19 protein-coding genes are annotated in these 19,335 nt (G+C 68.5%); 11 read left to right on the top strand and 8 right to left on the bottom strand.

Annotated features, from left to right (window positions below):
- Nucleotides 1-6: 6 nt before the first annotated feature.
- The 4 genes from ACIBI9_RS50795 to ACIBI9_RS50780 form a co-directional block, all read right to left on the bottom strand.
- On the bottom strand, nucleotides 7-1,026 hold the full coding sequence (locus ACIBI9_RS50795) for an MBL fold metallo-hydrolase (protein WP_397234317.1): 1,020 nt from the start codon (nucleotides 1,024-1,026) through the stop codon (nucleotides 7-9).
- A 50-nt stretch (nucleotides 1,027-1,076) separates the two neighbouring features.
- The gene (locus tag ACIBI9_RS50790) at nucleotides 1,077-2,192 is read right to left on the bottom strand and encodes a steroid 3-ketoacyl-CoA thiolase (RefSeq protein ID WP_397234315.1); all 1,116 of its coding nucleotides are present in this window, start codon (nucleotides 2,190-2,192) and stop codon (nucleotides 1,077-1,079) included.
- Nucleotides 2,193-2,234: 42 nt separating this feature from the next.
- A complete protein-coding gene (locus tag ACIBI9_RS50785; protein WP_397234313.1) occupies nucleotides 2,235-3,224 on the bottom strand; it encodes a sigma-70 family RNA polymerase sigma factor in 990 nt (329 codons plus the stop codon).
- A gap of 92 nt (nucleotides 3,225-3,316) precedes the next feature.
- Nucleotides 3,317-4,258 (bottom strand): NADP-dependent oxidoreductase, encoded by a 942-nt coding sequence (locus ACIBI9_RS50780; RefSeq protein ID WP_397234520.1) that lies wholly within the window; start codon nucleotides 4,256-4,258, stop codon nucleotides 3,317-3,319.
- Between the two features lie 78 nt (nucleotides 4,259-4,336).
- Between ACIBI9_RS50780 and ACIBI9_RS50775 the strand changes: the two genes are divergently transcribed.
- The gene (locus ACIBI9_RS50775) at nucleotides 4,337-5,296 is read left to right on the top strand and encodes a GlxA family transcriptional regulator (RefSeq protein ID WP_397234311.1); all 960 of its coding nucleotides are present in this window, start codon (nucleotides 4,337-4,339) and stop codon (nucleotides 5,294-5,296) included.
- A 143-nt stretch (nucleotides 5,297-5,439) separates the two neighbouring features.
- Here ACIBI9_RS50775 and ACIBI9_RS50770 read toward each other — a convergent pair whose 3' ends face one another.
- A complete protein-coding gene (locus ACIBI9_RS50770; protein ID WP_394503541.1) occupies nucleotides 5,440-6,036 on the bottom strand; it encodes a TetR family transcriptional regulator in 597 nt (198 codons plus the stop codon).
- A gap of 243 nt (nucleotides 6,037-6,279) precedes the next feature.
- On the opposite strand from ACIBI9_RS50770, the gene ACIBI9_RS50765 reads away from it, so the two are divergent.
- Genes ACIBI9_RS50765 through ACIBI9_RS50740 form a run of 6 tightly spaced genes read left to right on the top strand, consistent with a single transcriptional unit; the run spans nucleotide 6,280 to nucleotide 12,569 of the window.
- A complete protein-coding gene (locus ACIBI9_RS50765; RefSeq protein ID WP_397234309.1) occupies nucleotides 6,280-7,881 on the top strand; it encodes an AMP-binding protein in 1,602 nt (533 codons plus the stop codon).
- Nucleotides 7,882-8,853 carry an acyl-CoA dehydrogenase family protein gene (locus ACIBI9_RS50760; RefSeq protein WP_397234307.1) on the top strand — a complete coding sequence of 324 codons (972 nt, stop codon included), beginning with the start codon at nucleotides 7,882-7,884 and terminating at the stop codon, nucleotides 8,851-8,853.
- On the top strand, nucleotides 8,853-10,007 hold the full coding sequence (locus ACIBI9_RS50755; protein WP_397234305.1) for an acyl-CoA dehydrogenase family protein: 1,155 nt from the start codon (nucleotides 8,853-8,855) through the stop codon (nucleotides 10,005-10,007). The genes ACIBI9_RS50760 and ACIBI9_RS50755 overlap by 1 nt, the downstream gene beginning before the upstream one ends.
- Nucleotides 10,004-11,002, top strand: a complete 999-nt coding sequence (locus ACIBI9_RS50750) for a bifunctional MaoC family dehydratase N-terminal/OB-fold nucleic acid binding domain-containing protein (protein WP_397234303.1) — start codon at nucleotides 10,004-10,006, stop codon at nucleotides 11,000-11,002. Before ACIBI9_RS50755 ends, ACIBI9_RS50750 begins: the two co-directional genes overlap by 4 nt.
- Nucleotides 11,002-11,406: a MaoC family dehydratase gene (locus tag ACIBI9_RS50745; protein ID WP_397234301.1), complete on the top strand. Its 405-nt coding sequence runs from the start codon at nucleotides 11,002-11,004 to the stop codon at nucleotides 11,404-11,406. The genes ACIBI9_RS50750 and ACIBI9_RS50745 overlap by 1 nt, the downstream gene beginning before the upstream one ends.
- Nucleotides 11,403-12,569 carry a lipid-transfer protein gene (locus tag ACIBI9_RS50740; RefSeq protein WP_397234299.1) on the top strand — a complete coding sequence of 389 codons (1,167 nt, stop codon included), beginning with the start codon at nucleotides 11,403-11,405 and terminating at the stop codon, nucleotides 12,567-12,569. Before ACIBI9_RS50745 ends, ACIBI9_RS50740 begins: the two co-directional genes overlap by 4 nt.
- Nucleotides 12,570-13,461: 892 nt before the next feature.
- Here the strand turns inward: ACIBI9_RS50740 and ACIBI9_RS50735 are convergent.
- Nucleotides 13,462-13,980: an ATP-binding protein gene (locus tag ACIBI9_RS50735; protein WP_397234297.1), complete on the bottom strand. Its 519-nt coding sequence runs from the start codon at nucleotides 13,978-13,980 to the stop codon at nucleotides 13,462-13,464.
- Nucleotides 13,981-14,537: 557 nt separating this feature from the next.
- Between ACIBI9_RS50735 and ACIBI9_RS50730 the strand changes: the two genes are divergently transcribed.
- Together ACIBI9_RS50730 and ACIBI9_RS50725 are read left to right on the top strand one after the other, a co-directional pair.
- Nucleotides 14,538-15,407 (top strand): helix-turn-helix domain-containing protein, encoded by an 870-nt coding sequence (locus ACIBI9_RS50730; RefSeq protein ID WP_397234295.1) that lies wholly within the window; start codon nucleotides 14,538-14,540, stop codon nucleotides 15,405-15,407.
- Complete coding sequence (locus tag ACIBI9_RS50725) at nucleotides 15,404-15,694, top strand: DUF397 domain-containing protein (RefSeq protein ID WP_397234293.1); 291 nt, start codon at nucleotides 15,404-15,406, stop codon at nucleotides 15,692-15,694. The genes ACIBI9_RS50730 and ACIBI9_RS50725 overlap by 4 nt, the downstream gene beginning before the upstream one ends.
- A 289-nt stretch (nucleotides 15,695-15,983) precedes the next feature.
- Here the strand turns inward: ACIBI9_RS50725 and ACIBI9_RS50720 are convergent, their stop codons facing one another.
- The gene (locus tag ACIBI9_RS50720) at nucleotides 15,984-17,402 is read right to left on the bottom strand and encodes a hypothetical protein (protein WP_397234291.1); all 1,419 of its coding nucleotides are present in this window, start codon (nucleotides 17,400-17,402) and stop codon (nucleotides 15,984-15,986) included.
- 28 nt (nucleotides 17,403-17,430) lie between these two features.
- Here ACIBI9_RS50720 and ACIBI9_RS50715 point away from each other — a divergent pair, with 28 nt between their 5' ends.
- Complete coding sequence (locus ACIBI9_RS50715) at nucleotides 17,431-18,006, top strand: hypothetical protein (RefSeq protein ID WP_397234289.1); 576 nt, start codon at nucleotides 17,431-17,433, stop codon at nucleotides 18,004-18,006.
- Nucleotides 18,007-18,053: 47 nt separating this feature from the next.
- Nucleotides 18,054-18,626, top strand: coding sequence for a hypothetical protein (locus ACIBI9_RS50710; RefSeq protein WP_397234287.1), 573 nt, complete (start codon nucleotides 18,054-18,056; stop codon nucleotides 18,624-18,626).
- A 273-nt stretch (nucleotides 18,627-18,899) separates the two neighbouring features.
- Here the strand turns inward: ACIBI9_RS50710 and ACIBI9_RS50705 are convergent, their stop codons facing one another.
- The gene (locus tag ACIBI9_RS50705; RefSeq protein WP_397234285.1) at nucleotides 18,900-19,241 is read right to left on the bottom strand and encodes a hypothetical protein; all 342 of its coding nucleotides are present in this window, start codon (nucleotides 19,239-19,241) and stop codon (nucleotides 18,900-18,902) included.
- Nucleotides 19,242-19,335 lie beyond the last annotated feature (94 nt).

The raw sequence follows: 19,335 nt of genomic DNA, 5'->3' as shown, positions 1-19,335 counted from the left end.
GGATGTCTAGGAGTCTAGAGCCTGGAAGCGGACCGGATCGACACCGGGGACCCGGCGAACTTCGCCCCTGGCCTCCAGGGCGCGCAGATGCGCCGCGGCCTCCCCGGCCGCCATGCCTCTCAGCGCTGGGGACAGGTCGTCCCAGGGCCTGTTCCACGTCATCATCGCGGCGACCTCCCAGATGGTCAGCGGTTCCGGCCGCTGGGCCAGGAGGGCGCGCAGCCGTACGAGCTTCTCATCGTGATGGTGGCGGATCTCGACGGCTCGCGCGGCCACATCAGGAAATATCCATTCGTGTGCGGGCAATGCGTCGAGGGGTCCCAGCTCGGCGACCCGGTCCAAGGAGTCCAGGAAGTCACCCAAGGGATCGACATCGTCCCGGTCATACGGATAAATCCCGACGTGGGGGGTGATGTCGGGGAGGACGTGGTCGCCGGTGAACAGCCGGTCGGCGTCCTCCAGATGCAGGCAGATGTGCCCGGGAGTGTGGCCGGGCGTGTGAACGGCCCGGAGTTTGCGTCCGGGCAGGTCCACCAGGTCCCCGTCACGTAACCGGCGGTCGGGCAGCGCCGGCGGGGTCGGGCGGCTCACCGCCTGCCGCACCTCGCCCGGATCGGCCCCGGCCCGCCTGAGCATGTCGGACTGGAAGCTCTCGTGCTCCTCGGCCGCGTAGTCGTGCATGAGCCTGACCAGCGCCGCGTCGTCCTCGTGCATCGCGATCCACGCGCCGGACGCGTCCTTGACCTGTCCCGCGAGCCCGGCGTGGTCGGGATGGAAATGGGTGACGACCACCCGGCTCACCGTGCTCACGTCGATCCCGAGCGCGGCGAGGCCGCCGCTGAGCGCGTCCCAGGCGTCCGGATGGTTCCAGCCGGCGTCGACCAGCACCGGACCCCTAGGGGATTCGAGGGCGTAGACGAGCGTGTAGCCGAGCGGGTTGCCCGGGATCGGCACCGGCACGCTCCACACCCCGCCGCCGAGATCCTGCGGCCGCTGCTCCGCGTACGGCCTGCGTCTGCTCTTCATGCGCCCCCCGATCGGGTAATGAGTGTCGCGATCACCGGTCGGCCACGCCCTCAGCCGGCCCGCTCGAGAATGGTGGCCGTGGCCAGCGCCCCGCCGGCGCACATCGTGACCAGCGCGGTCGACGAGTCCGACCGCTCCAGCTCGTGCAGCGCCGTGGTGATCAGCCGCGCGCCCGTGGCGCCGACCGGATGGCCGAGCGCGATCGCGCCGCCGTTGACGTTGACGCGGTCGAAGTCGGGCTCGTGCACGCCCGCCCACGACAGCACCACCGATGCGAACGCCTCATTCACCTCGAACCTGTCGATGTCGCCGATCGTCATCCCGGCCGCCGCCAGCACCTTGGCCGTCGCCTCCACGGGCCCGTCCAGGTGATAGTACGGCTCCGCGCCGACGAGCGCCTGCGCCAGGATCCGCGCCCTGGGCCGCAGCCCGTGCCTGGCGGCCGCCTCCTCGCTCATCACCAGCACCGCCGCGGCGCCGTCGGAGATCTGCGACGAGGTGCCCGCGGTGTGGAGGGCGCCCTCGGCGACGGGCTTGAGGTTGGCCAGGGTCTCGACCGTGGTCTCGCGTAAGCCCTGGTCCCTGCGGACGTCCCCGACGGGCACGATCTCGCGCTCGAACCGCCCGTCGGCCCACGCCTTGGCCGCCAGCCGCTGGGAGCGCGCCCCGAGCCAGTCGAGCCGCTCGCGCGTCAGCCCGCGCCGCCGCGCGATCCGCTCGGCCGCGGTGAACTGGTCGGGCAGGTCGATGCTCCAGTCGTCCGGCTTGGCCGTGGCGGGCCGCACGTTGCTGCCGAGGGGCGCCCGGCTCATCACCTCGACGCCGCACCCGACGCCGGCCTCGATCACGCCCGCGCGCACCATCGCCGCCGCGAGGTGCACCGCCTGCTGCGACGAACCGCACTGCGCGTCCACCGTCGTCACCCCGGCCCGGTACGGCAGCCCGGCATAGAGCCACGAGTAGCGCCCGACGTGCCCGCCCTGCTCGCCCGCCTGCGTCACGCACCCGGCGAACACCTGCTCGACGGCCGCCGGATCAAGCCCCGACCGCTCGACGAGGCCGTTCAGCGCGGTTGCCAGAACCTGTTGCGGTTTGAGCCCGGCCAGCCAGCCTGCTCGCTTGCCGATGGGAGTGCGTACGGCCTCGACGATCACAGGTGTGCCCACAGTCGCCTCCAGAATGATGCTCTGGCGAGACTGTAACGCGTTCTACTTTGCCGTGGAACCCTCCAGCGTCGACGGCAGCCCGAACGTCTCGAACAGGCTCTCCTCGAAGAACATGCCGACGTGCCCGATCTGCTCCCCTGCGAACGTCAGCACCATGATCGCGAACTGCCCGTAGACGCCGTTCTCGCGGTAGTACACCGCGAACGCCGGCTGCCCGTTGGCCGCGATCGGGACCAGCTTGAGGTCGCCGGGGCGCTCGGCCGGGCACTGCGTCCTGGTGAGCTCCATGATCGCCTCGGGCCCCTGGTACCAGCCGACGTAGGGCGGCATCTCCCAGACCGCGTCCTTGGTGAACAGGTCCACCAGGCTGTCGACGTCGTAGTTCTCGAACGCCGCGACATAGCGGTCGAGCTGGGCCCGCTGCTCGGCCGACAGCGGCTCGACCGGGTCGTCGATGCTCGGCTGCACCTCGTTGAGCTGGGCGCGGGCCCGCTGGAGGATGCTGTTGACGGCCGCGGTGGACGTCTCGAGCGCCTCGGCCACCTCGGCGGCCTTCCACTTGAGCACGTCACGCAGCACCAGCACCGCCCGCTGTCGCGGCGGCAGGTGCTGCAGCGCGGCGATCAGGGCGAGCCTGATGCTCTCGCGGGCGGTCACGATCGCGGCGGGGTCGTCGCCGCCGACGCCCGCGAGAGCGTCGGGCACGGGCTCCAGCCACGGCACCTCGTGGTCCGACACCAGGGGAGCGGTCGGCTCGGTGCTGGGGGCGCCGAGACCGGTGGGCAGCGGCCGCCTGCTCCGGCTGTCGAGCGCGGTCAGGCAGGCGCTGGTGGCGATGCGATAGAGCCACGTGCGCAACGAGGAGCGCCCCTCGAAGCCCTCATAGCCCCGCCAGGCGCGCAGATACGTCTCCTGGACGAGGTCCTCGGCGTCGTGCACCGAGCCCATCATCCGGTAGCAGTGCGCCAGCAGCTCGCGCCGCATCGGGTCAGCCTGTCGGAGGAACTCCTCGTTCGTCGGCTTGTCGGTCATACCTCCCTGTATAGACGCCGCCACTGACAGACTGGCGACTTTTGACCGCGATTAAGGCCAACCATTTACGGACCCAAAGAAATGACCATGAATCAGTGGGGGACGGTGAGAACGATCTTGCCGCTGACCCGGTTCGTCTCGCCGAGTTCGTGGGCCTTGGCGGCCTCCGCCAGCGGCAGGGCGGCGGCGATCTCCACGCGCAGCCTCCCCGCCTCGACCAGGGCCGCGAGCGCGCGCATCGCGGCGTGGTCGGGCTCCACCAGCATGGCCTCCGAGCGGATGCCCAGCTCGGCGGCCTGTCGGTGAAGGTCGGAGTCGAGCTCCCGGAGCACCAGCGAGACGATCGTGCCGCCCTTGCGCAGGGTGCGCAGCGAACGCGGCCCGTAGTCGCCGCCGATGGTCTCGAGCACCACGTCCACGTCCCGCACGACCTCGGCGAAGTCCTCGTTCCGGTAGTCGACCAGCTCGTCGGCGCCCAGGCCGCGGAGGAACTCGTGCTTGGCCGCGCTGGCCGTCCCGATCACGTACGCGCCGCGCGCCTTGGCGATCTGCACCGCCAGGTGCCCCACCCCGCCCGCGGCGGCGTGAACCAGCACGCGCTGGCCGCCCTTCAGCCCGGCGACGTCCACGAGCGCCTGATACGCGGTCAGCCCCGCGAGCGGGATCCCGGCCGCCTGGACATGGTCGACGGCGGCGGGCTTGCGCACGAAGTGGCGGGACGGCGCGGTGACGTACTCGGCGAAGGCGCCGTGCGCGTCCGGATATTTGAGCATGCCGAACACCTCGTCGCCCGGCTTGTAGAGCGCCTGCCCGACGCCCGACTCCTCGACCACGCCCGAGACGTCGTAACCGAGCACGAACGGCAGCTCGTCGCGCAGGAATCCGCCGCCCGCGCGGGTCTTCCAGTCGGTCGGGTTCAGCCCGGCCGCCTCCACCCGCACCAGCACCTCGGTCGGGCCGGGGACGGGCCGGTCGAGCTCCACCGTCTTCAGAACCTCAGGGCCGCCCAGGACGTCCTGGCTGATCGCTTTCATCTTCATGAGTCCCAGCCTGCTGGTTCCGGGGCCGAGCCCGCGAGTGGCCCAAAGGCCATGATGTGTAAAAATCGGGCCATGCATCGCGTTGCCGTCCTCGCCGTCGACGGGGTCATCCCGTTCGAGCTGAGCGTGCCGTCCAGGATCTTCCTCGTCGCGCAGGGGCCCGGCGGCGAGCCGCTCTACGACGTGGTCACCTGCACGGTCGACGGCCGTCCCGTCGCCACGGCCGCCGACTACTCCATCGCCGTCGAGCACGACGCGAGCGTGCTGGCGAGCGCCGACACGGTGGTGGTACCCGCCGCCGAGTGGTACTCCGGGCTCACGGGTGCGGAGTCGTTGCCCGCCGGGCTGGCCGCGGCGCTGGCCCGGATCCGCCCCGGCACCCGGGTCGTCTCGATCTGCATCGGCACGTACGTGCTGGCGGCGGCCGGGCTGCTCGACGGCCGTCCGGCGACCACGCACTGGCGGCACGCCGAGCGGTTCGCCGCCGCGTTCCCGAAGGTGCGGCTGGACGCGGACGTGCTGTTCGTGGACGACGGCGATGTGCTCACCTCGGCCGGCGCCTCGGCCGGGGTGGACCTCTGCCTCCACCTCGTCCGCCGCGACCACGGCAGCCGGGTCGCCAACCAGGTGGCCAGGGCGTGCGTGGTGCCGCCGTGGCGGGACGGCGGGCAGGCGCAGTACGTCGAGCACCCGGTGCCCGAGCCGTCCAGCGTCGGCACCGCCCCGACCCGGGCCTGGGCCATGGAACGGCTGGGCACGCCGCTCCGGCTGGACGACCTGGCCGATCATGCGGGGATGAGCAGGCGGACGTTCACCCGGCACTTCCGGCAGGAGGTGGGGCTGAGCCCGGGTCAGTGGCTGACGCAGCAGCGGATCGCGCTGGCCAGGCACCTGCTGGAGAGCACCGACCTGCCGGTGGACCGCATCGCGGACCGCGCCGGCTTCGGGACGGCGGCCTCGTTCCGGCAGCATCTGCAGGCGGCGGTGGGGGTGCCGCCGCACGCTTATCGGCGCACGTTCCACATGAGGTGATGGGCCCACGGACACCACTTAGGCGGCCCACTGTGCGCGCCGTAGCGGCGGCACGCCACTGAAGGGTCAGCGGCCGTTTCCTGGAAGGTGGTCAGCCGAAGTGCGGCGGGTGGCCTGCCCGTGCGCAGCCGTAACGTGTGGGGTTATATGTCGGCGAGCAGCCGGGCGGCGGCGGTTTCGATACGGCGCTGGATCTGGTCATAGGTGCGGCGGCCGCGGAGCATCTCGAGGAGTTCCTGCACCCACACGCTGGCCAGCGACCCCGCGAGGTCGGCCTGCTCCTCGGTGGCGTCCTCGAGGGTCAGGCCGTCGGCCGAGACCCGCAGCAGCAGCCCCGTGATGCGCTCCCCGAACGGCGTCTGCACCTCCGCCATGATCAGCGAGCGGATGAGCGCGTCGGCCAGCTCCGGCTCGCGCATCAGCCCGCGGGTCGCCCGCATGAGCACGTCCACTGCGCGGCTCGACGGCGTGGTGGCCCCGGGCGGGCGCCGCTCGATGCTGCTCTCGAGGAGGTCGATCTCCTCGCCCACCACCGCCACCACCAGGTCCATCTTGGACGGGAAGTAGCGATAGAGCGTGCCAAGTGCCACGCCCGCGCGCTCGGCCACCGTGCGCATCTGCATGGCTTCGACCCCGCCGCGCGAGGCCAGCGCGGCGGCGGCTTGGACGATGCGCTTGCGGCGTTGGTGCTGGCTACGCGTACGGACGCTGTGCCCGCCAGGCGTGGGGTGGCTCTCCATGGTCCCCTCGGTGTCGCTGGAGGGCGCGGCGGTCGTCGCGTGCGTGGTACGCATAAGAACACGTTATCTGATTTCTCGATGACGCGGCTTGTTACTCGCGGGTCACAAAGAAGCCCTATAGGCCCATGTCTGTGGCGTTACAGCCGTATGTCGCGAGTTATCAGGATAGGTGGGTACTGGACAGATATTAGAATCTGTTCTAGTTTGCGATTCGGCTGACCGAGCGCTTGGTGGAGGCTCCGGATGGCGGCGAACACGCTGGCGGCCCTGCTCCGAGCACGGGCCCACGACGATCGACCTGGGCTGATGTTCGAGGACACGACGTGGTCGTGGCGCGAGCACGTGGCGGCCTGCCACGCCGCCGGGGCCTGGCTGTCCGGGCGCGGCACGGGGTTGCATGTGGGGGTGCTCAGCGAGAACGTTCCAGAGCTGGTGTTCCTCGTGGGCGGGGCGGCGCTGTCCGGTCACGTGGTCGTCGCGCTGAACCCGACGCGGTCGGTCGACGAGCTGATCCGCGACGCCCGCGCCACGGACGTGGACCTGCTCCTGGCGGACGCCCCGTACGCGGGGCTGGCCGGGCCGCTGTCCGAGGCGCTGGGGGTGGAGGCGCTGCCCCTGTCAGACGTCATGTCCCCAGGGGACGTCGCGTTCGGCGAGGATGCCGCGCCCGACGACCTCGTGATGCTGATCTTCACCTCGGGCACCTCCGGCCGGCCCCGCGCCGTGCGCATCACGCAGCGCAAGATGGCCCTCCCCGGGCTGAGCCTGGCGGCGCTGCTCACCCCGTCCGACGTCGTGTACTGCTCGATGCCGCTGTTCCACTCGGGCGCGCTGATGGCCGCCTACGCCCCGGCCGTGGCGTCGGGGGCGGCGCTGGCGCTGCGGCGGCGGTTCTCGGCGTCGGGGCTGCTGCCCGACATCAGACGGTACGGCGGCACGTACCTGCACTACGTGGGCAAAGCGCTCTCCTACGTCCTGGCCACCCCCGAAAGCCCCGACGACGCCGACAACCCGCTCAGGATCGCGTTCGGGAACGAGGGCAGCGCGGTGGCGACGAGGAGGTTCGGGGAGCGGTTCGGGTGCCGGGTGATCGACGCCTTCGGCTCCACGGAGACGGCCATCTCGCTCACCCCCGACCCGTCCGGGCCGCCGGGATGCCTGGGGCGGCTGCCCGAGGGCGTTCGGATCCTCGACCCCTTCACCGGCCGTCCCTGCCCGCCGGGCCGCATCGAGGACGGCCGCCTGCTCAACCCGGACGAGGCCGTCGGCGAACTGGTCAACGTGCGCGGGCTGGGGCTGTTCGACGGCTACTACAACGACCCCGAGGCGGACGCCGAGCGGATCAGGGACGGCGCTTTCTGGTCGGGCGACCTGGCGTACGCGGACGGGGACGGTTACGTGTTCTTCGCGGGGCGCGGCACCGAACGCCTGCGCGTGGACGGCGAGAACCTGGCGGTCGCGCCCATCGAGGCGGCGCTGAGGGAGTTCGCGGGGGTGGTCGAGGCGGCCGTCTACCCGGTGCCCGACCCGGCGGCGGGCGACCAGGTCATGGCGGCGCTGGTGCTGGAGGGGGGCTTCGACCCGGCGGCGTTCACGGCGTTCCTGGCGGCGCGCCGCGATCTGGGCGCCAAGTCCTTACCCCGATATATCCGCCTTTCTGATCACTTGCCCCAGACGCCTTCCCACAAGGTCATCAAGCGGGTCCTCGCCCGCGAGGGCTGGCGCACCGCCGACCCGGTCTGGTGGCGGTCGGACTCCGGGCTCCGGCCGCTGACCGAGTCGGACGTCAAGGGGATCGAGGAGGAGTTCGTACGGCACGGCAGGCAACACCTCTTGGAGACGTGAATGGACTTCAACCTGGACGAAACCCAGCAGGACCTGCGGAAGCTGGCGGCCGAGGTGCTGGCCAGGGAAGGGGACGAGGAGCGGCTGCGGCAGGCCGGGCTCATGAGCGTGTGCGTGCCGGAGGAGGCCGGGGGAGCCGGGCTCGGGCCGGTGGAGATGGCCGTGGTGCTGCGGGAGGTGGGCGCGCGGGCAGCACCGGTGCCCGCGCTGCCCACGCTGGTGAGCACGCTGACCTTGGCCCGCTATGGCACCCTTGACCAGCAACGCCGCCAGGGCGGGACGACCCTCGCGCTCCGCGAGCCCGGCGGAGCCCTGGCCGACCCGCCTTCGACGGCCGCCCGGGACGTGAGCGGCGGCTGGGCGCTGACCGGGCGCAAGGTCGCGGTGCCGTACCCCGGCGACACGGTGCTCGTCACCGCCGACGAGGGCCTGTTCCTGGTGGAATCGCCGGCCACGACCCCCGAGTACACCTCCACCGGCGAACCAGCCGCCACGATCGTGCTCGACGGAACCCCGGCCGAGCGGGTCGCGGGGGCCGACGCGGTCACCGGGGCCCGGCGGCTGTTCATGGCGGCCGTGGCGGCCCAGGCCAGCGGCGTGCTGGCGGGCGCGCTGGAGCTGACCACCGACTACATCAGGACGAGGAAGCAGTTCGGCCGGGCGCTGGCCGAGTTCCAGGCCGTGACCATGCAGATCGCCGACGTCTACATCGCGGCACGGGCCCTGGACGTGGCCATGTGGTCGGCGGCCTGGCGCCTGGCCGAGGACCTGCCGGCCGACGAGGACCTGGCGCTGGCCGCGTACCACGTCAGCGAGGCCTGCAAAGCCCTCTACACCTGCCAGCACCTGCACGGCGGCCTCGGGCTGGACGTCACGTACCCGCTGCACCGCTATTTCGCGCAGGCCAAGCACCTGTCCCACCTGCTCGGCGGCGCCGACGCCCAGCTCGACCTGATCGGAGCGCTCCTCTGATGCTGATCGACCTGACCCCAGCCCAGCGCGCCCTGCGGGACGAGCTGCGCGAGTACTTCCAGGGCTGCCTGACCGACGAGGACCGCAGGAAGATCGCCGAAGATCCGTTCGGCGGGGCGTACATGGAGCACTGCCGACGCCTCGGCCGCGACGGCAAGCTCGGCCTCGGCTGGCCCAAAGAGTACGGGGGAGGCGGCTACGGCCCCCTGGAGCAGCAGATCTTCGCCAACGAGATAGCCCGGGCGGGCGTTCCTTACCCGATCATCACGCTGCAGACCGTGGGGCCCACGCTCATGCAGTACGGCACCCAGGAGCAGAAGGACCTCTTCCTGCCGCGCATCCTCGCCGGCGAGTGCCACTTCGCCATCGGCTACAGCGAGCCCGAGGCCGGCACCGACCTGGCCTCCCTGCGCACCACGGCGGTGCTCGACGGCGACCACTACGTCGTCAACGGCCAGAAGGTCTTCACCAGCGGCGCGCACTACGCCCAGTACATCTGGCTGGCCGCCCGCACGAACCCCGAGGCCAAGAAGCACAAGGGCATCACCATGATGATCGCCTCCACGGACGACCCCGGCTTCTCCTGGACGCCGATCGTCACCATGGACGGCCGCCACCACACGAACGCGACCTACTACAGCGACGTACGCGTGCCCGTGGACATGGTGGTCGGCGAGGTGGACCGGGGCTGGGACCTGATCGTCAACCAGCTCAACCACGAACGCGTCACCCTCGGCCCGGCCGGGAACCTCGGCCAGACCTACGACCGCTTCCTCGCCTGGGCCCGCCGCACCGGGGTGGCGGACAATCCGGACGTACGGCGGGCGCTGGCCAGGGTGTGGGGCTACTTCCGCACCAACGAGCTCCTGAACTGGCAGGTCGCCGCGAACATGGACCTCGGCTGGCTCGGCGCCCCCGACGCCTCGGCCACCAAGATCTACGGCTCCGAGCGCATGCAGGAGATCGGCAGGATCGTCGGCGACATCCTGGCCAGGTACGGGGACCCGTCGGATCCGGAGACGGCCGAGCTGCTCGAACGCACCGATCACGGGGTGAAGGGGGCGGTGGTGCTGACGTTCGGCGGCGGGGTGAACGAGGTGCAGCGGGAGCTGATCGCCATGCTCGGCCTGAACCTGCCGAGGCCGCCGCGATGACCCCTCCCTCGAAGACTCCTTCCCCGACGACTCCTTCCCCGACGACTCCTTCCCCGACGACTCCTTCCCCGACGACTCCTCCCCTGAACGACGAGGAGCTGCACGAGCTCGCGGGCAAGCAGGCGGCGCTGGGGGAGGTACGCGGGACCCCGGCGCAGGACCCGGTGAACGGCCCCATGATCCGGCACTGGCTGGACGCCATGGGCGACGAGAACCCGGCGTACCTGGAGAAAGGGGTCGCTCCGCCCGCGATGGCCCAGGTGTGGACGATGCCGGGCGTGCGGCGGTCGGCGAAGGACCGTTCGCCGGTGGACGACATGATCGCCGCGCTCGACGCGAGCGGCTACACGGGCGTGGTGGCGACGAACTGCGAGCAGACCTACCACCGGTACGCGCGGGTCGACGAGCGGCTCACCCCGGCCACGCGGTTCGCGGAGCTGGCCGGGCCCAAGCGGACGGCGCTGGGGGTGGGGTTCTTCGCCACCTGGAAGGTCACCTGGTACGCCGAGGACGACGAGCCGGTCGCCGAAATGCTCTTCCGAGTCCTGAAATTTCGCCCACGCACCAAGGCGGCCCCCGCCGCCGACCGGCCGGCGTACCCGCTCCAACCGGCGATCAACCAGGACACCGCGTTCTTCTGGGAAGGCGTACGGCAAGGGGAGTTGCGGATCCAGACCTGCGCCGACTGCGGCCATCACCGCCACCCGCCCGGCCCCCTGTGCCCGCACTGCCGCTCGGCCAACAGCTCCCACCTGGTCGCGAGCGGCCAGGGAACCCTCTACAGCTACGTCGTGCACCATCACCCGCCGGTGCCGGGCCGGGAGACGCCGTTCGTCGTCGGCGTGGTGGAGCTGCCCGAGGGGGTGCGGATCGTCGGCAATGTCGTGGACTGCCCGATCGAGGAGGTGGCCGTCGGCATGCCGTTGCGCGTGACGTACCGGCCGATGGACGACCAGCTCATCCTCCCGATGTGGGCACCGAGGGAGGAGGCGTGATGGGCACCGAGATCGGGTCCGCGCTGCCGGAGCTGGCTATCGACCTCACCCCCACCTTCGTCGTCTCCACGGCCCTGGCCACGATGGACTTCACGCCGGTGCACCACGACGTCGAAAAGGCCCGCGCCCAGGGTTCGAAGGACATCTTCCTCAACATCCTGACCACCATGGGCCTGGTAGAGCGCTATGTCACCGACTGGGCCGGGCCCGAAGCCGTCATCGAGCGCGTCGCCGTCAAGCTGGGCGTCCCGGCGTACGCGGGGGACCGGCTGTGCTTCAACGGGACGGTCGTGTCGCGCGAGGACGGCCGGTTCACGGTCGAGGTACGCGGCAAGGTGAGCCTGGGCGACCACGCCACCGGGACCGTCACCTTCGCCCTGGCCGAGGAGGGAAAGCCGTGTTGAGCGGGCGTACTGCCGTCGCGGGCATCGGTGCCACCGAGTTCAGCAAGGAGTCGGGGCGTTCGGAGCTGCGGCTGGCCGCGGAGGCCGTACTGGCGGCGCTGGACGACGCCGGGCTCTCACCCGGCGACGTGGACGGCATGGTGACCTACACCCAGGACTCCAACCAGGAGATCGCCGTCGCCAGGGAGACGGGGATCGGGGACCTGACGTTCTTCTCGCGGGTCGAGTACGGCGGCGGCGCGGCCTGCGGGACCGTGGCGCACGCGGCCATGGCCGTGGCCACGGGGATGGCGCGGACGGTCGTCTGCTACCGCGCCTTCAACGAACGCTCCGGCCGCCGCTTCGGCCAGCCGAACAGCCGCCTGACCGGCGAGCCCACCTCTCAGGGGCTGGAGATGAGCTGGCACGTGCCGTACGGGCTGATGACGCCGGCGGCATGGGTGGCGATGTTCGCCCGCCGGTACATGCACACGTACGGCGCGGCCTCGGAGGACTTCGGCCGGGTGGCGGTGGCCATGCGCCGCCACGCCGCCACCAACCCCGCCGCCTGGTTCTATCAACGCCCCATCACGCTGGAGGAGCACCAGGCGTCCAGGTGGATCGTCGAGCCGCTGCACCTGCTCGACTGCTGCCAGGAGAGCGACGGAGGCGTGGCCCTGGTGGTCACCTCGGCCGAACGGGCCCGAGACCTCCGCAGATCCCCCGCCCTGATCACGGCCGCGGCCCAGGGCGCGGGTTCGGGCCAGATGATGATGACCAGCTACTACCGCGACGACATGACCGGCCTCCCCGAGATCGCCGTGGTAGCCCGCCAGCTCTGGGACATGTCCGGTTTATCGCCAAAAGACATCCAGACCGCAATCCTGTACGACCACTTCACCCCGTTCGTCCTGGCCCAACTGGAAGAACTCGGCTTCTGCGCCCGCGGCGAGGCCCCGGACTTCCTCCGGGACGGAACCATCGAACTGGACGGCCGCCTGCCCGTGAACCCCCACGGGGGCCAGCTGGGGGAGGCCTACATCCACGGCATGAACGGGATCGCGGAAGCCGTCCGCCAGATCCGCGGCACAGCCGCCAACCAACTCCCAGCCGTCCGAAACGTCCTGGTAACCGCAGGAACCGGCGTACCAACCAGCGGCCTGATCCTCTCCTCGGACTCGTAGGTGGGCCTACGCTCGCCCACCCGTTGCCCATCTGGGTGGTCAGCCTGCTGGACCCCGCCCCGAGCAAAAGGTCTTCGCGGGGAGGCGCTTCGCGCTCGGGGCTCAGGCGCTTCTTATTGAGGCGCCTTGCGGCGCAACCCCCGCGCCTTCGGCGCCGTCGCCCACCCGTTGCCCGATTACCGGTCTGGCCTGCTGGAGCCCACCCCGAAACCCCCGCTCGCTCCGCTCGCCAGACGCCCCCACCCGTTGACCGGCGAGGCGGTGGGCCGACTGACGCCCACCCCGGACCGGCACGTCCAGCATGTCGATTGCCCGACTGTCCAGGCTGTCCTCGTCTCCCATGAGAACAAGACCGGTGACCCGTACCGAATGCCGACATCTTGACTCAGCGGCGGGGTCTGGCCGCGAATACCGCTTCTGCGGCATGCCGAACCATTCGTTGTCGACCGCCGCACCGCTCAGCCGGCTGGCCAGGCCGTACTCCGGCAGCCGAAGAGTGGTCTATCCCCGCAGAGTGCACTGCGGCGCTCTTCGTAGGCGAGCCGATCCGTGCTTCACGTGCAGACTCGCGAGCAGGACGAGCCCCTGTCTTTCGACGACCTATGTCAACCGCTCAGTTCGCCTTGCCATTCATAATCTTTTCCCATAGTTCTTCGGCCTTCGGGATCCAGATCCGGGTGGCTTTCAAGGACGCTGAGGCCGGACCCGAGCCTGCTTGTCTTCCGCACCCACGCGAGTCCACCAGCGGCGCAGAACTCGTAGACGCATGGCGCGCACTCACATGTGTGCCGTAGCACCCGCACCCGGGCGAAGCGCCGGACCGGCTTACGCCAATCGACAGATTCTGCGTCGGACCTGGGTGAGACGTGAGGGCCATGAAAATCAGGGAGATTCATCGCGGCTTGATGCCTGCTTCACGATCGCCGGCGAGAGTGAGGTGGTTGGCCTTCACACTGCTGCTCAGGTTCTTGGTGTTGTTGCCGTTCAGAACGTCTGATGGATGGTCGGCTCTCAAGGTGAGTACCTCGGCCCACACCAAGTTCCACCGCATAGGCACGGGCCGTGTCCCCCATCGGATCGACGTCTGCTGGACCAGCCACAGCCCTCGCCCGCAGCAGTCGCCCTCGGAGGACTTTCGCGGCTTCGGGACGGTTGACGCTCCTTCGTCAATCACTTCGATCCTGGCCAGATCATCACAGACCTCGTAGATGGTCACCGTAACCAGGCCTCCCGATCGTCCAGAGCCGGTGTGCAGGATGGCGTTTCCCACCAACTCGCTCGTGACGAGCTGGGCGCCATCCATATCCTGGTGTCCCGCCGTCGTCAGGGCATCTACCACCCAGCGGCGAGCCAGCGACACCGAACGCGCCATGCCCGGAAGGATTATCTTCGCCAAGGCCTGATCGTTCATCGCGCAACCTCCCACACTCGTTCGGGCGCGTACTCGTCAAGCGCGTCCACCCACCGATCGCGACCCCGCCCCCACGTGAAGACCCACCGCTCCCCCTGTAGCGCAGCCCGGACGAGCAGCGGTCCCGACCCTCGCCAGATCGAGATGCACGGCTCTGCGCGTCGCGGTAACTGGACCGAAACGGCCAGGCCCCGCACCCTCAGAGCCCAGGCCAGCCGAGTCAGGTAGAGGAACTGCTCATGCTCACGGCTAGGCCGCGGTGAGTCTGATCGTGTCCGGTCGTCTTGCCGTTGTCTGCGTCGCATGGATCGAACCGTCCTCCGAGTAGCAGAACTGAACGGAAATCCTTCTGTACGTAGTTCAGTGAGTCGGATCTGTACGCGTATCGCCCCGGCGGATGGCTTATCGGCGATGTATATGCAGGTCGCAGGGCGCTGAGGATGCCTTCGCTGTCTACAGATTGTGCATGGATGACAACTCTCTGCGCTAGCGGCTTGTCAGAGTGAACTAAGTACAGATTGAAGAGTCGAGATCAATCCGGGAGACTTGGCCCGTACATGGGAGGCGAGATGACAGCTCAGCGCAGTCCGTCAGCACGCCAGCGGCGACTTGCCGCCATCTTGCGCAGCCTGCGCAAAGAGAAAGGTATGTCCCGCGAGGCAGTCGCGGACCGGTTGGGATGTTCCCCGCCGACGATCACGCGCATGGAAGCTGCCCAGACCAGTGCTCGCGTCGCCGACGTGACCATGATGCTGGAGATCTACGAGGTGCCGGAACATACAAAGGAGGTTCTTCTCCAGTTGGCCCGCGATGCACGGAAACGTGGCTGGTGGGACAAGATGTCCGACACCATTCCCGAATACTTCCAGAGCTATGTGGGTCTCGAAGAGGACGCATCGTCCATCTCCGGCTATGAGAGCGAGTACGTCCCCGGCCTCTTCCAGACGGAGGAGTACGCGCGCGCCATCATGAGCGCTGAGCCGATCCTGCCCTCGGAAGAGCAGTTGACCCGCAGCATCTCCATCCGAATGAAGCGGCAGGAACGTCTGACATCTGCGCAGCCACCCGAGACATGGATGGTGCTGAATGAAGCGGTGATCCGGCGAAGCGTGGGGCGCGAGGGTGTCATGCGCCGCCAACTGCAGCACCTCCATGAACTGTCGCTGCAGGACGCCATCAACATCCAGATACTCGGCTTCGACAGCGGAGCCCATCCGGCCATGAACGGCGGGTTCAGCATCCTGCAGTTCCCTAAGCTATCGGATCCCGACCTTGTGTATCTTGAGTACTGGAGGGGCAGTATCTACCTAGAAGCCCCCGATGACGTAGATGCCTACAATCGTCTATTTGATCACCTTCGCGCACGAGCCATCGGCCCCGATCAGACTCGGCGCTTGATCGAGCAGGTAGTAGGAGGAACGCGGTGAACCACGGAAAAGATGACGATCCGACGCAGCAGGACCGTATGACGTGGCGTAAGTCAAGCTTTTCCAACGGGACTGGCGGAAATTGCGTCGAAGTAGCACTTTTGGAGGCGGGCCGCGATGGGGTCGAATATCAGGAGCTGGGCGCCGAGCACAAGGCGGGCCTCGGGCCTTTGATCGCGATACGCGACTCCAAGAACCCGGACGGCCCCAAGCTGTACTTCACTCGTAGCGAGTTCGCAGCCTTCCGCTATGCCATTATGGCGGGGGAATTCGAGGATTTGGGATAAACTATCTCATTTCTCAGGCAACTGCCACTTCATCGATCTGATCGGCGTATCCCCTTTCCGGCGGAACGCCACCTCTCCTGGGTGTTCGATCTTCCGCGCGCGTTGCGATGCCTATAGGGCGCTGTGTGCCCCCGCGCCGGGCGCGGCCGAGTCGAGGGTTCGGATGTGCGGGAGTGAGAAGATCAAGGTAGATCACTTCCGGCAGCCACCGCAGCTGACGGAAGCTCGCCTCGAAGGCCGAATGTCGGACGAACAAGTCTCTCAATTCGCTGTGGGCCTCTTACCGGATTCAGCCCTTGCGTCTCCAGAGCTTGCCAGTCGCCAGGTCGAGGTAGTAGACGCGCTCGCTCATGGCGCTGCGGACCAGGAAGGGCCCCTCCTTCGACCAGCCGAGCCCGACGTCGAGGAAGTCATCGCCGGGCAACGCGGGAACGACGCTGGACAAACGCTTCCCCCTTCCTGTGTCGAAGGTTTCGACACGTGTCTTGCCTCGGATGATCACTAGACGACTTCCGTCCTGCTTGAGGTTGTACGTGTCATCGGGGACATCCTTGGCGGCCTTCTTGAAGGGGAGGCTCATGCGGATCTTTCCCTGATGGTCGAGCACGAGCACCCGAGAAGCCGTTGTGGCCACGATGCCGCTGCTGTTTAGGTCATGGACCTGTTGAGCGCCGGGGATCGACAGCGTGGTCCAGGTCCTGGTGTCGGTGATCTGCGCGTCGTCCCTGGCCAGGGCGATATACCTGTTCTGGTTCTCGAATGTGGGCGTGGGCACTGCGGTGTCGGGCAGGCTGCCGGTGAGGGGGTGGATCCCCTTGGCGACCTGATACATCATGCGGCGACTGTGTCTGTCCAGATAGACGAGGGCCTTCTTGTCGGGCCTGCGCACGAACGGCCCTGGCTGGGGCGCGCCGCCTTTCCTGACGACGTATGGCGCGGCCTGCGGGAACGGCTGCCCGTTCACGAGCCACGACCGGCAGGGGTCGTCCATCTCGTCGGTCCACGCGCAGGTGGGCCGCTTGTAGGTGTTCACCTTCGTGAACTCAGCCATTTGCGCGGGAAATGACCTGGGCATCGAGTATTCGGGCGGTTCGCGCCGTGGTGGTTGCCCGGGGGTGAGCAATGCGCTCGACAGCACGATTGCGGTGCCCGCCAGGTAAAGAGTGCGTGCCGACCATCGGGCGATGGCCAGTTCTGCCTGAGCTCTGTCGTCCGGCGTCTCGGGTATCGGTCTGGTGGTCAGTTTCCGAGCGGCAAGCGTTACGGCTCCCGCTATGACAATCACGATGACGGCACGGGCCAGACGCGTCGGCGTGGCACCTTGGGTCTCCAACAGATAGCCGCTTGCCACAATGGCGACCGCCGAACCGAGCAGCCACGCCCGGTGATAGACCCTCGCCTCGTCGTGAGCCTGGAACGCCCGGGCGGGCAGTCGTACATCGCGGAAGACCGAAACGGCACACCAGCCCAGGACCAAATAGAACGGGTCGTTGGTGAAGCAGGCCAAAGGAGCGGCGAGGGTGACGGCAATGAGTCGCCGCCGGCGAAGGCCGGCGAAGTGATCGATGATCTGGCGGGCGTTGGGCGTTGTGACGGAAAGGCCCGTTAGTGCGGCGAACCTGGTGAGCCGTTCCTGTGTGACCGGCGTGGCTGCCGCCAGCACGGTCGCGGCGGCAACCACCCAGCAGATCATCGGAGGTGTCGTCACGAGAGGCTAGCTTATATGGTTCTATATCGTGAATTCAGATGACATATGGCAGCAATTCGGCGTCGCCACATGGCGCGCGCAGCGGGTACGATTGCGGCGAATGGTGTCCGGTTTTGTGGCTCTTGCTGCTGTTGTAGGGTTTTTGTGGTGGTTGAGGGAGGCGCCTCCGCAGGTCCGATGGAGTCTCGACAGTTTCTTCCTTGGCGCTGACGTGGATGAAAATGGCGTCCTGTCCACCAGGGTGTATATCGAAGTTGAAAACGAAGGTCTGGCTGCCTTCACTCTCACCGGTATCTCGGCAGAAATGCCGGGCCTCCGCCTGCTGCCTGCTGACGATGCGCAGGACGAACGTTCCACGGTCACCGTGGAACGTGGTGGCTTGAAGACCGTGGCGAGGCGCATCGTCATCACCGACTGCGCAGCGGTGCCACGCGAGCCCCAGCCGGTTCGCTTCACCTACAGAACCTGGATGGGCTCAGGGTCGGCGGAAGTGATATGGGACTCATGGCGACTGGAAGGACCCGAAGGAGACCTCCCGGTCGCCTGGCAGCGAGCTCTCGCCAGCCACGTCTGCAACGAAGCGGTGAGCGGGGAATGGCTCTGACAGCCGGCTCATCCACGGCCAATGACAAGCCCGGAAGGTAGTGCCGCATGCTGCCCGTCACGAAGATCGCCACCGGTTTCGTCGTCGCCTTCGGCGCCCTCCGTTTCAACGGCTTCGACCTGCTGTTCGACCCCGTCGGATGGGCATTGTGCGCGTCCGGCCTGCTTCAACTGCAGCGATCCGCCGACGACCATTTCGGCAGGGCCGGCTTCTTTGCCGTCGCCATGGCCTGCATTTCGTTGGTCGCCACAATCTGGTTCGGGGCGAGCCATGACCAGGCGGGCTCTTTCATCGCGCACGTGATCGGCATCGCCCACACGGCCGGGGCCTTGATCGCCACCTGGCTCTCTGTCGACGCCGTCATCAGACAGATCCGTCCCTCCGGGGACCTCTCCAGGGCCGCGCTTCTCGACGTGTTGCGCTGGACGGTAGCCGGCCTGGGAGCGCTCAGCGCGCTGGCTGGTTACGGCTACGCCGACCTGGGTACTGTCGTGCTCATTGCCTGGTTCGCAGCCATCCTGGCCCTGATCGTCATGCTCTACCGCTCGGCCTCCCTGCCGTGCCTTGCCCCACCACGCGGACCTGTGGCGAACCCCTTGCCGCCGGGTGGCTTGGACTGACAGCGTCGCGGGTCCGCTGCCGACACGCAGTGGTCACCTGGACCGAGACGCCTTGGGCCCGCCCGCCGACCGGCGAGGCGGTGGGCCGACTGATGCCCACCCCGGACCGGAGTTCCGCAGGGCATGCCGTTGACGCCGAACTCGCGCCCGATCATCGGTTCGCCTGCTGGATCGGGCCCATCGAACCCGCTTCACGGCCACCGCGGTCCGTACCCGCCCCCGACACCGGCGCGGAGGCGGCCGCTTCCATCTCTGCGAGTACCACCCGCCTGCTCAGCTTGCGTCTGTGTGAATACCCAGCGCAACCAGCAGGCGCCATACGTCGGTGGACGGGTCACGCTGAAGGACGGGGCAGGTCAGGGCGTGACCGGAGCGGGCCGCCCACTCCTGGGGGGACTGTGGTTCGGCAGCGCGGTCAATCGGCTCGCTCTTCGCATGAGCAGGCTTGCACACCCCATGGGAGCAGGAGACCACCAAGCGCCGAGCATGCGCCACCGCATCGCCCTCCCGTCCCTTCAAGGCATCGCGTCGCGGACCCCTGATGCTCTTGTCGCTCCTTTTGTCGTAGTTCTTGAAGGCGTCCGCGCCCTTGGCCTGTCGCAGCTTCTCGATCACTGAGGTTCCCCCAGTTCTCCGGACACTTGACCTGAGGTCACCCTTGATCATCAGGAAGGATGTCCTTCATGCCCGCACCTCACCCTCCCGAGTT

This window comes from Nonomuraea sp. NPDC050451 (assembly GCF_044458585.1).
Note: the sequence above shows the minus strand (reverse complement) of the source record. Positions and strands in the feature narration are given on the sequence as shown.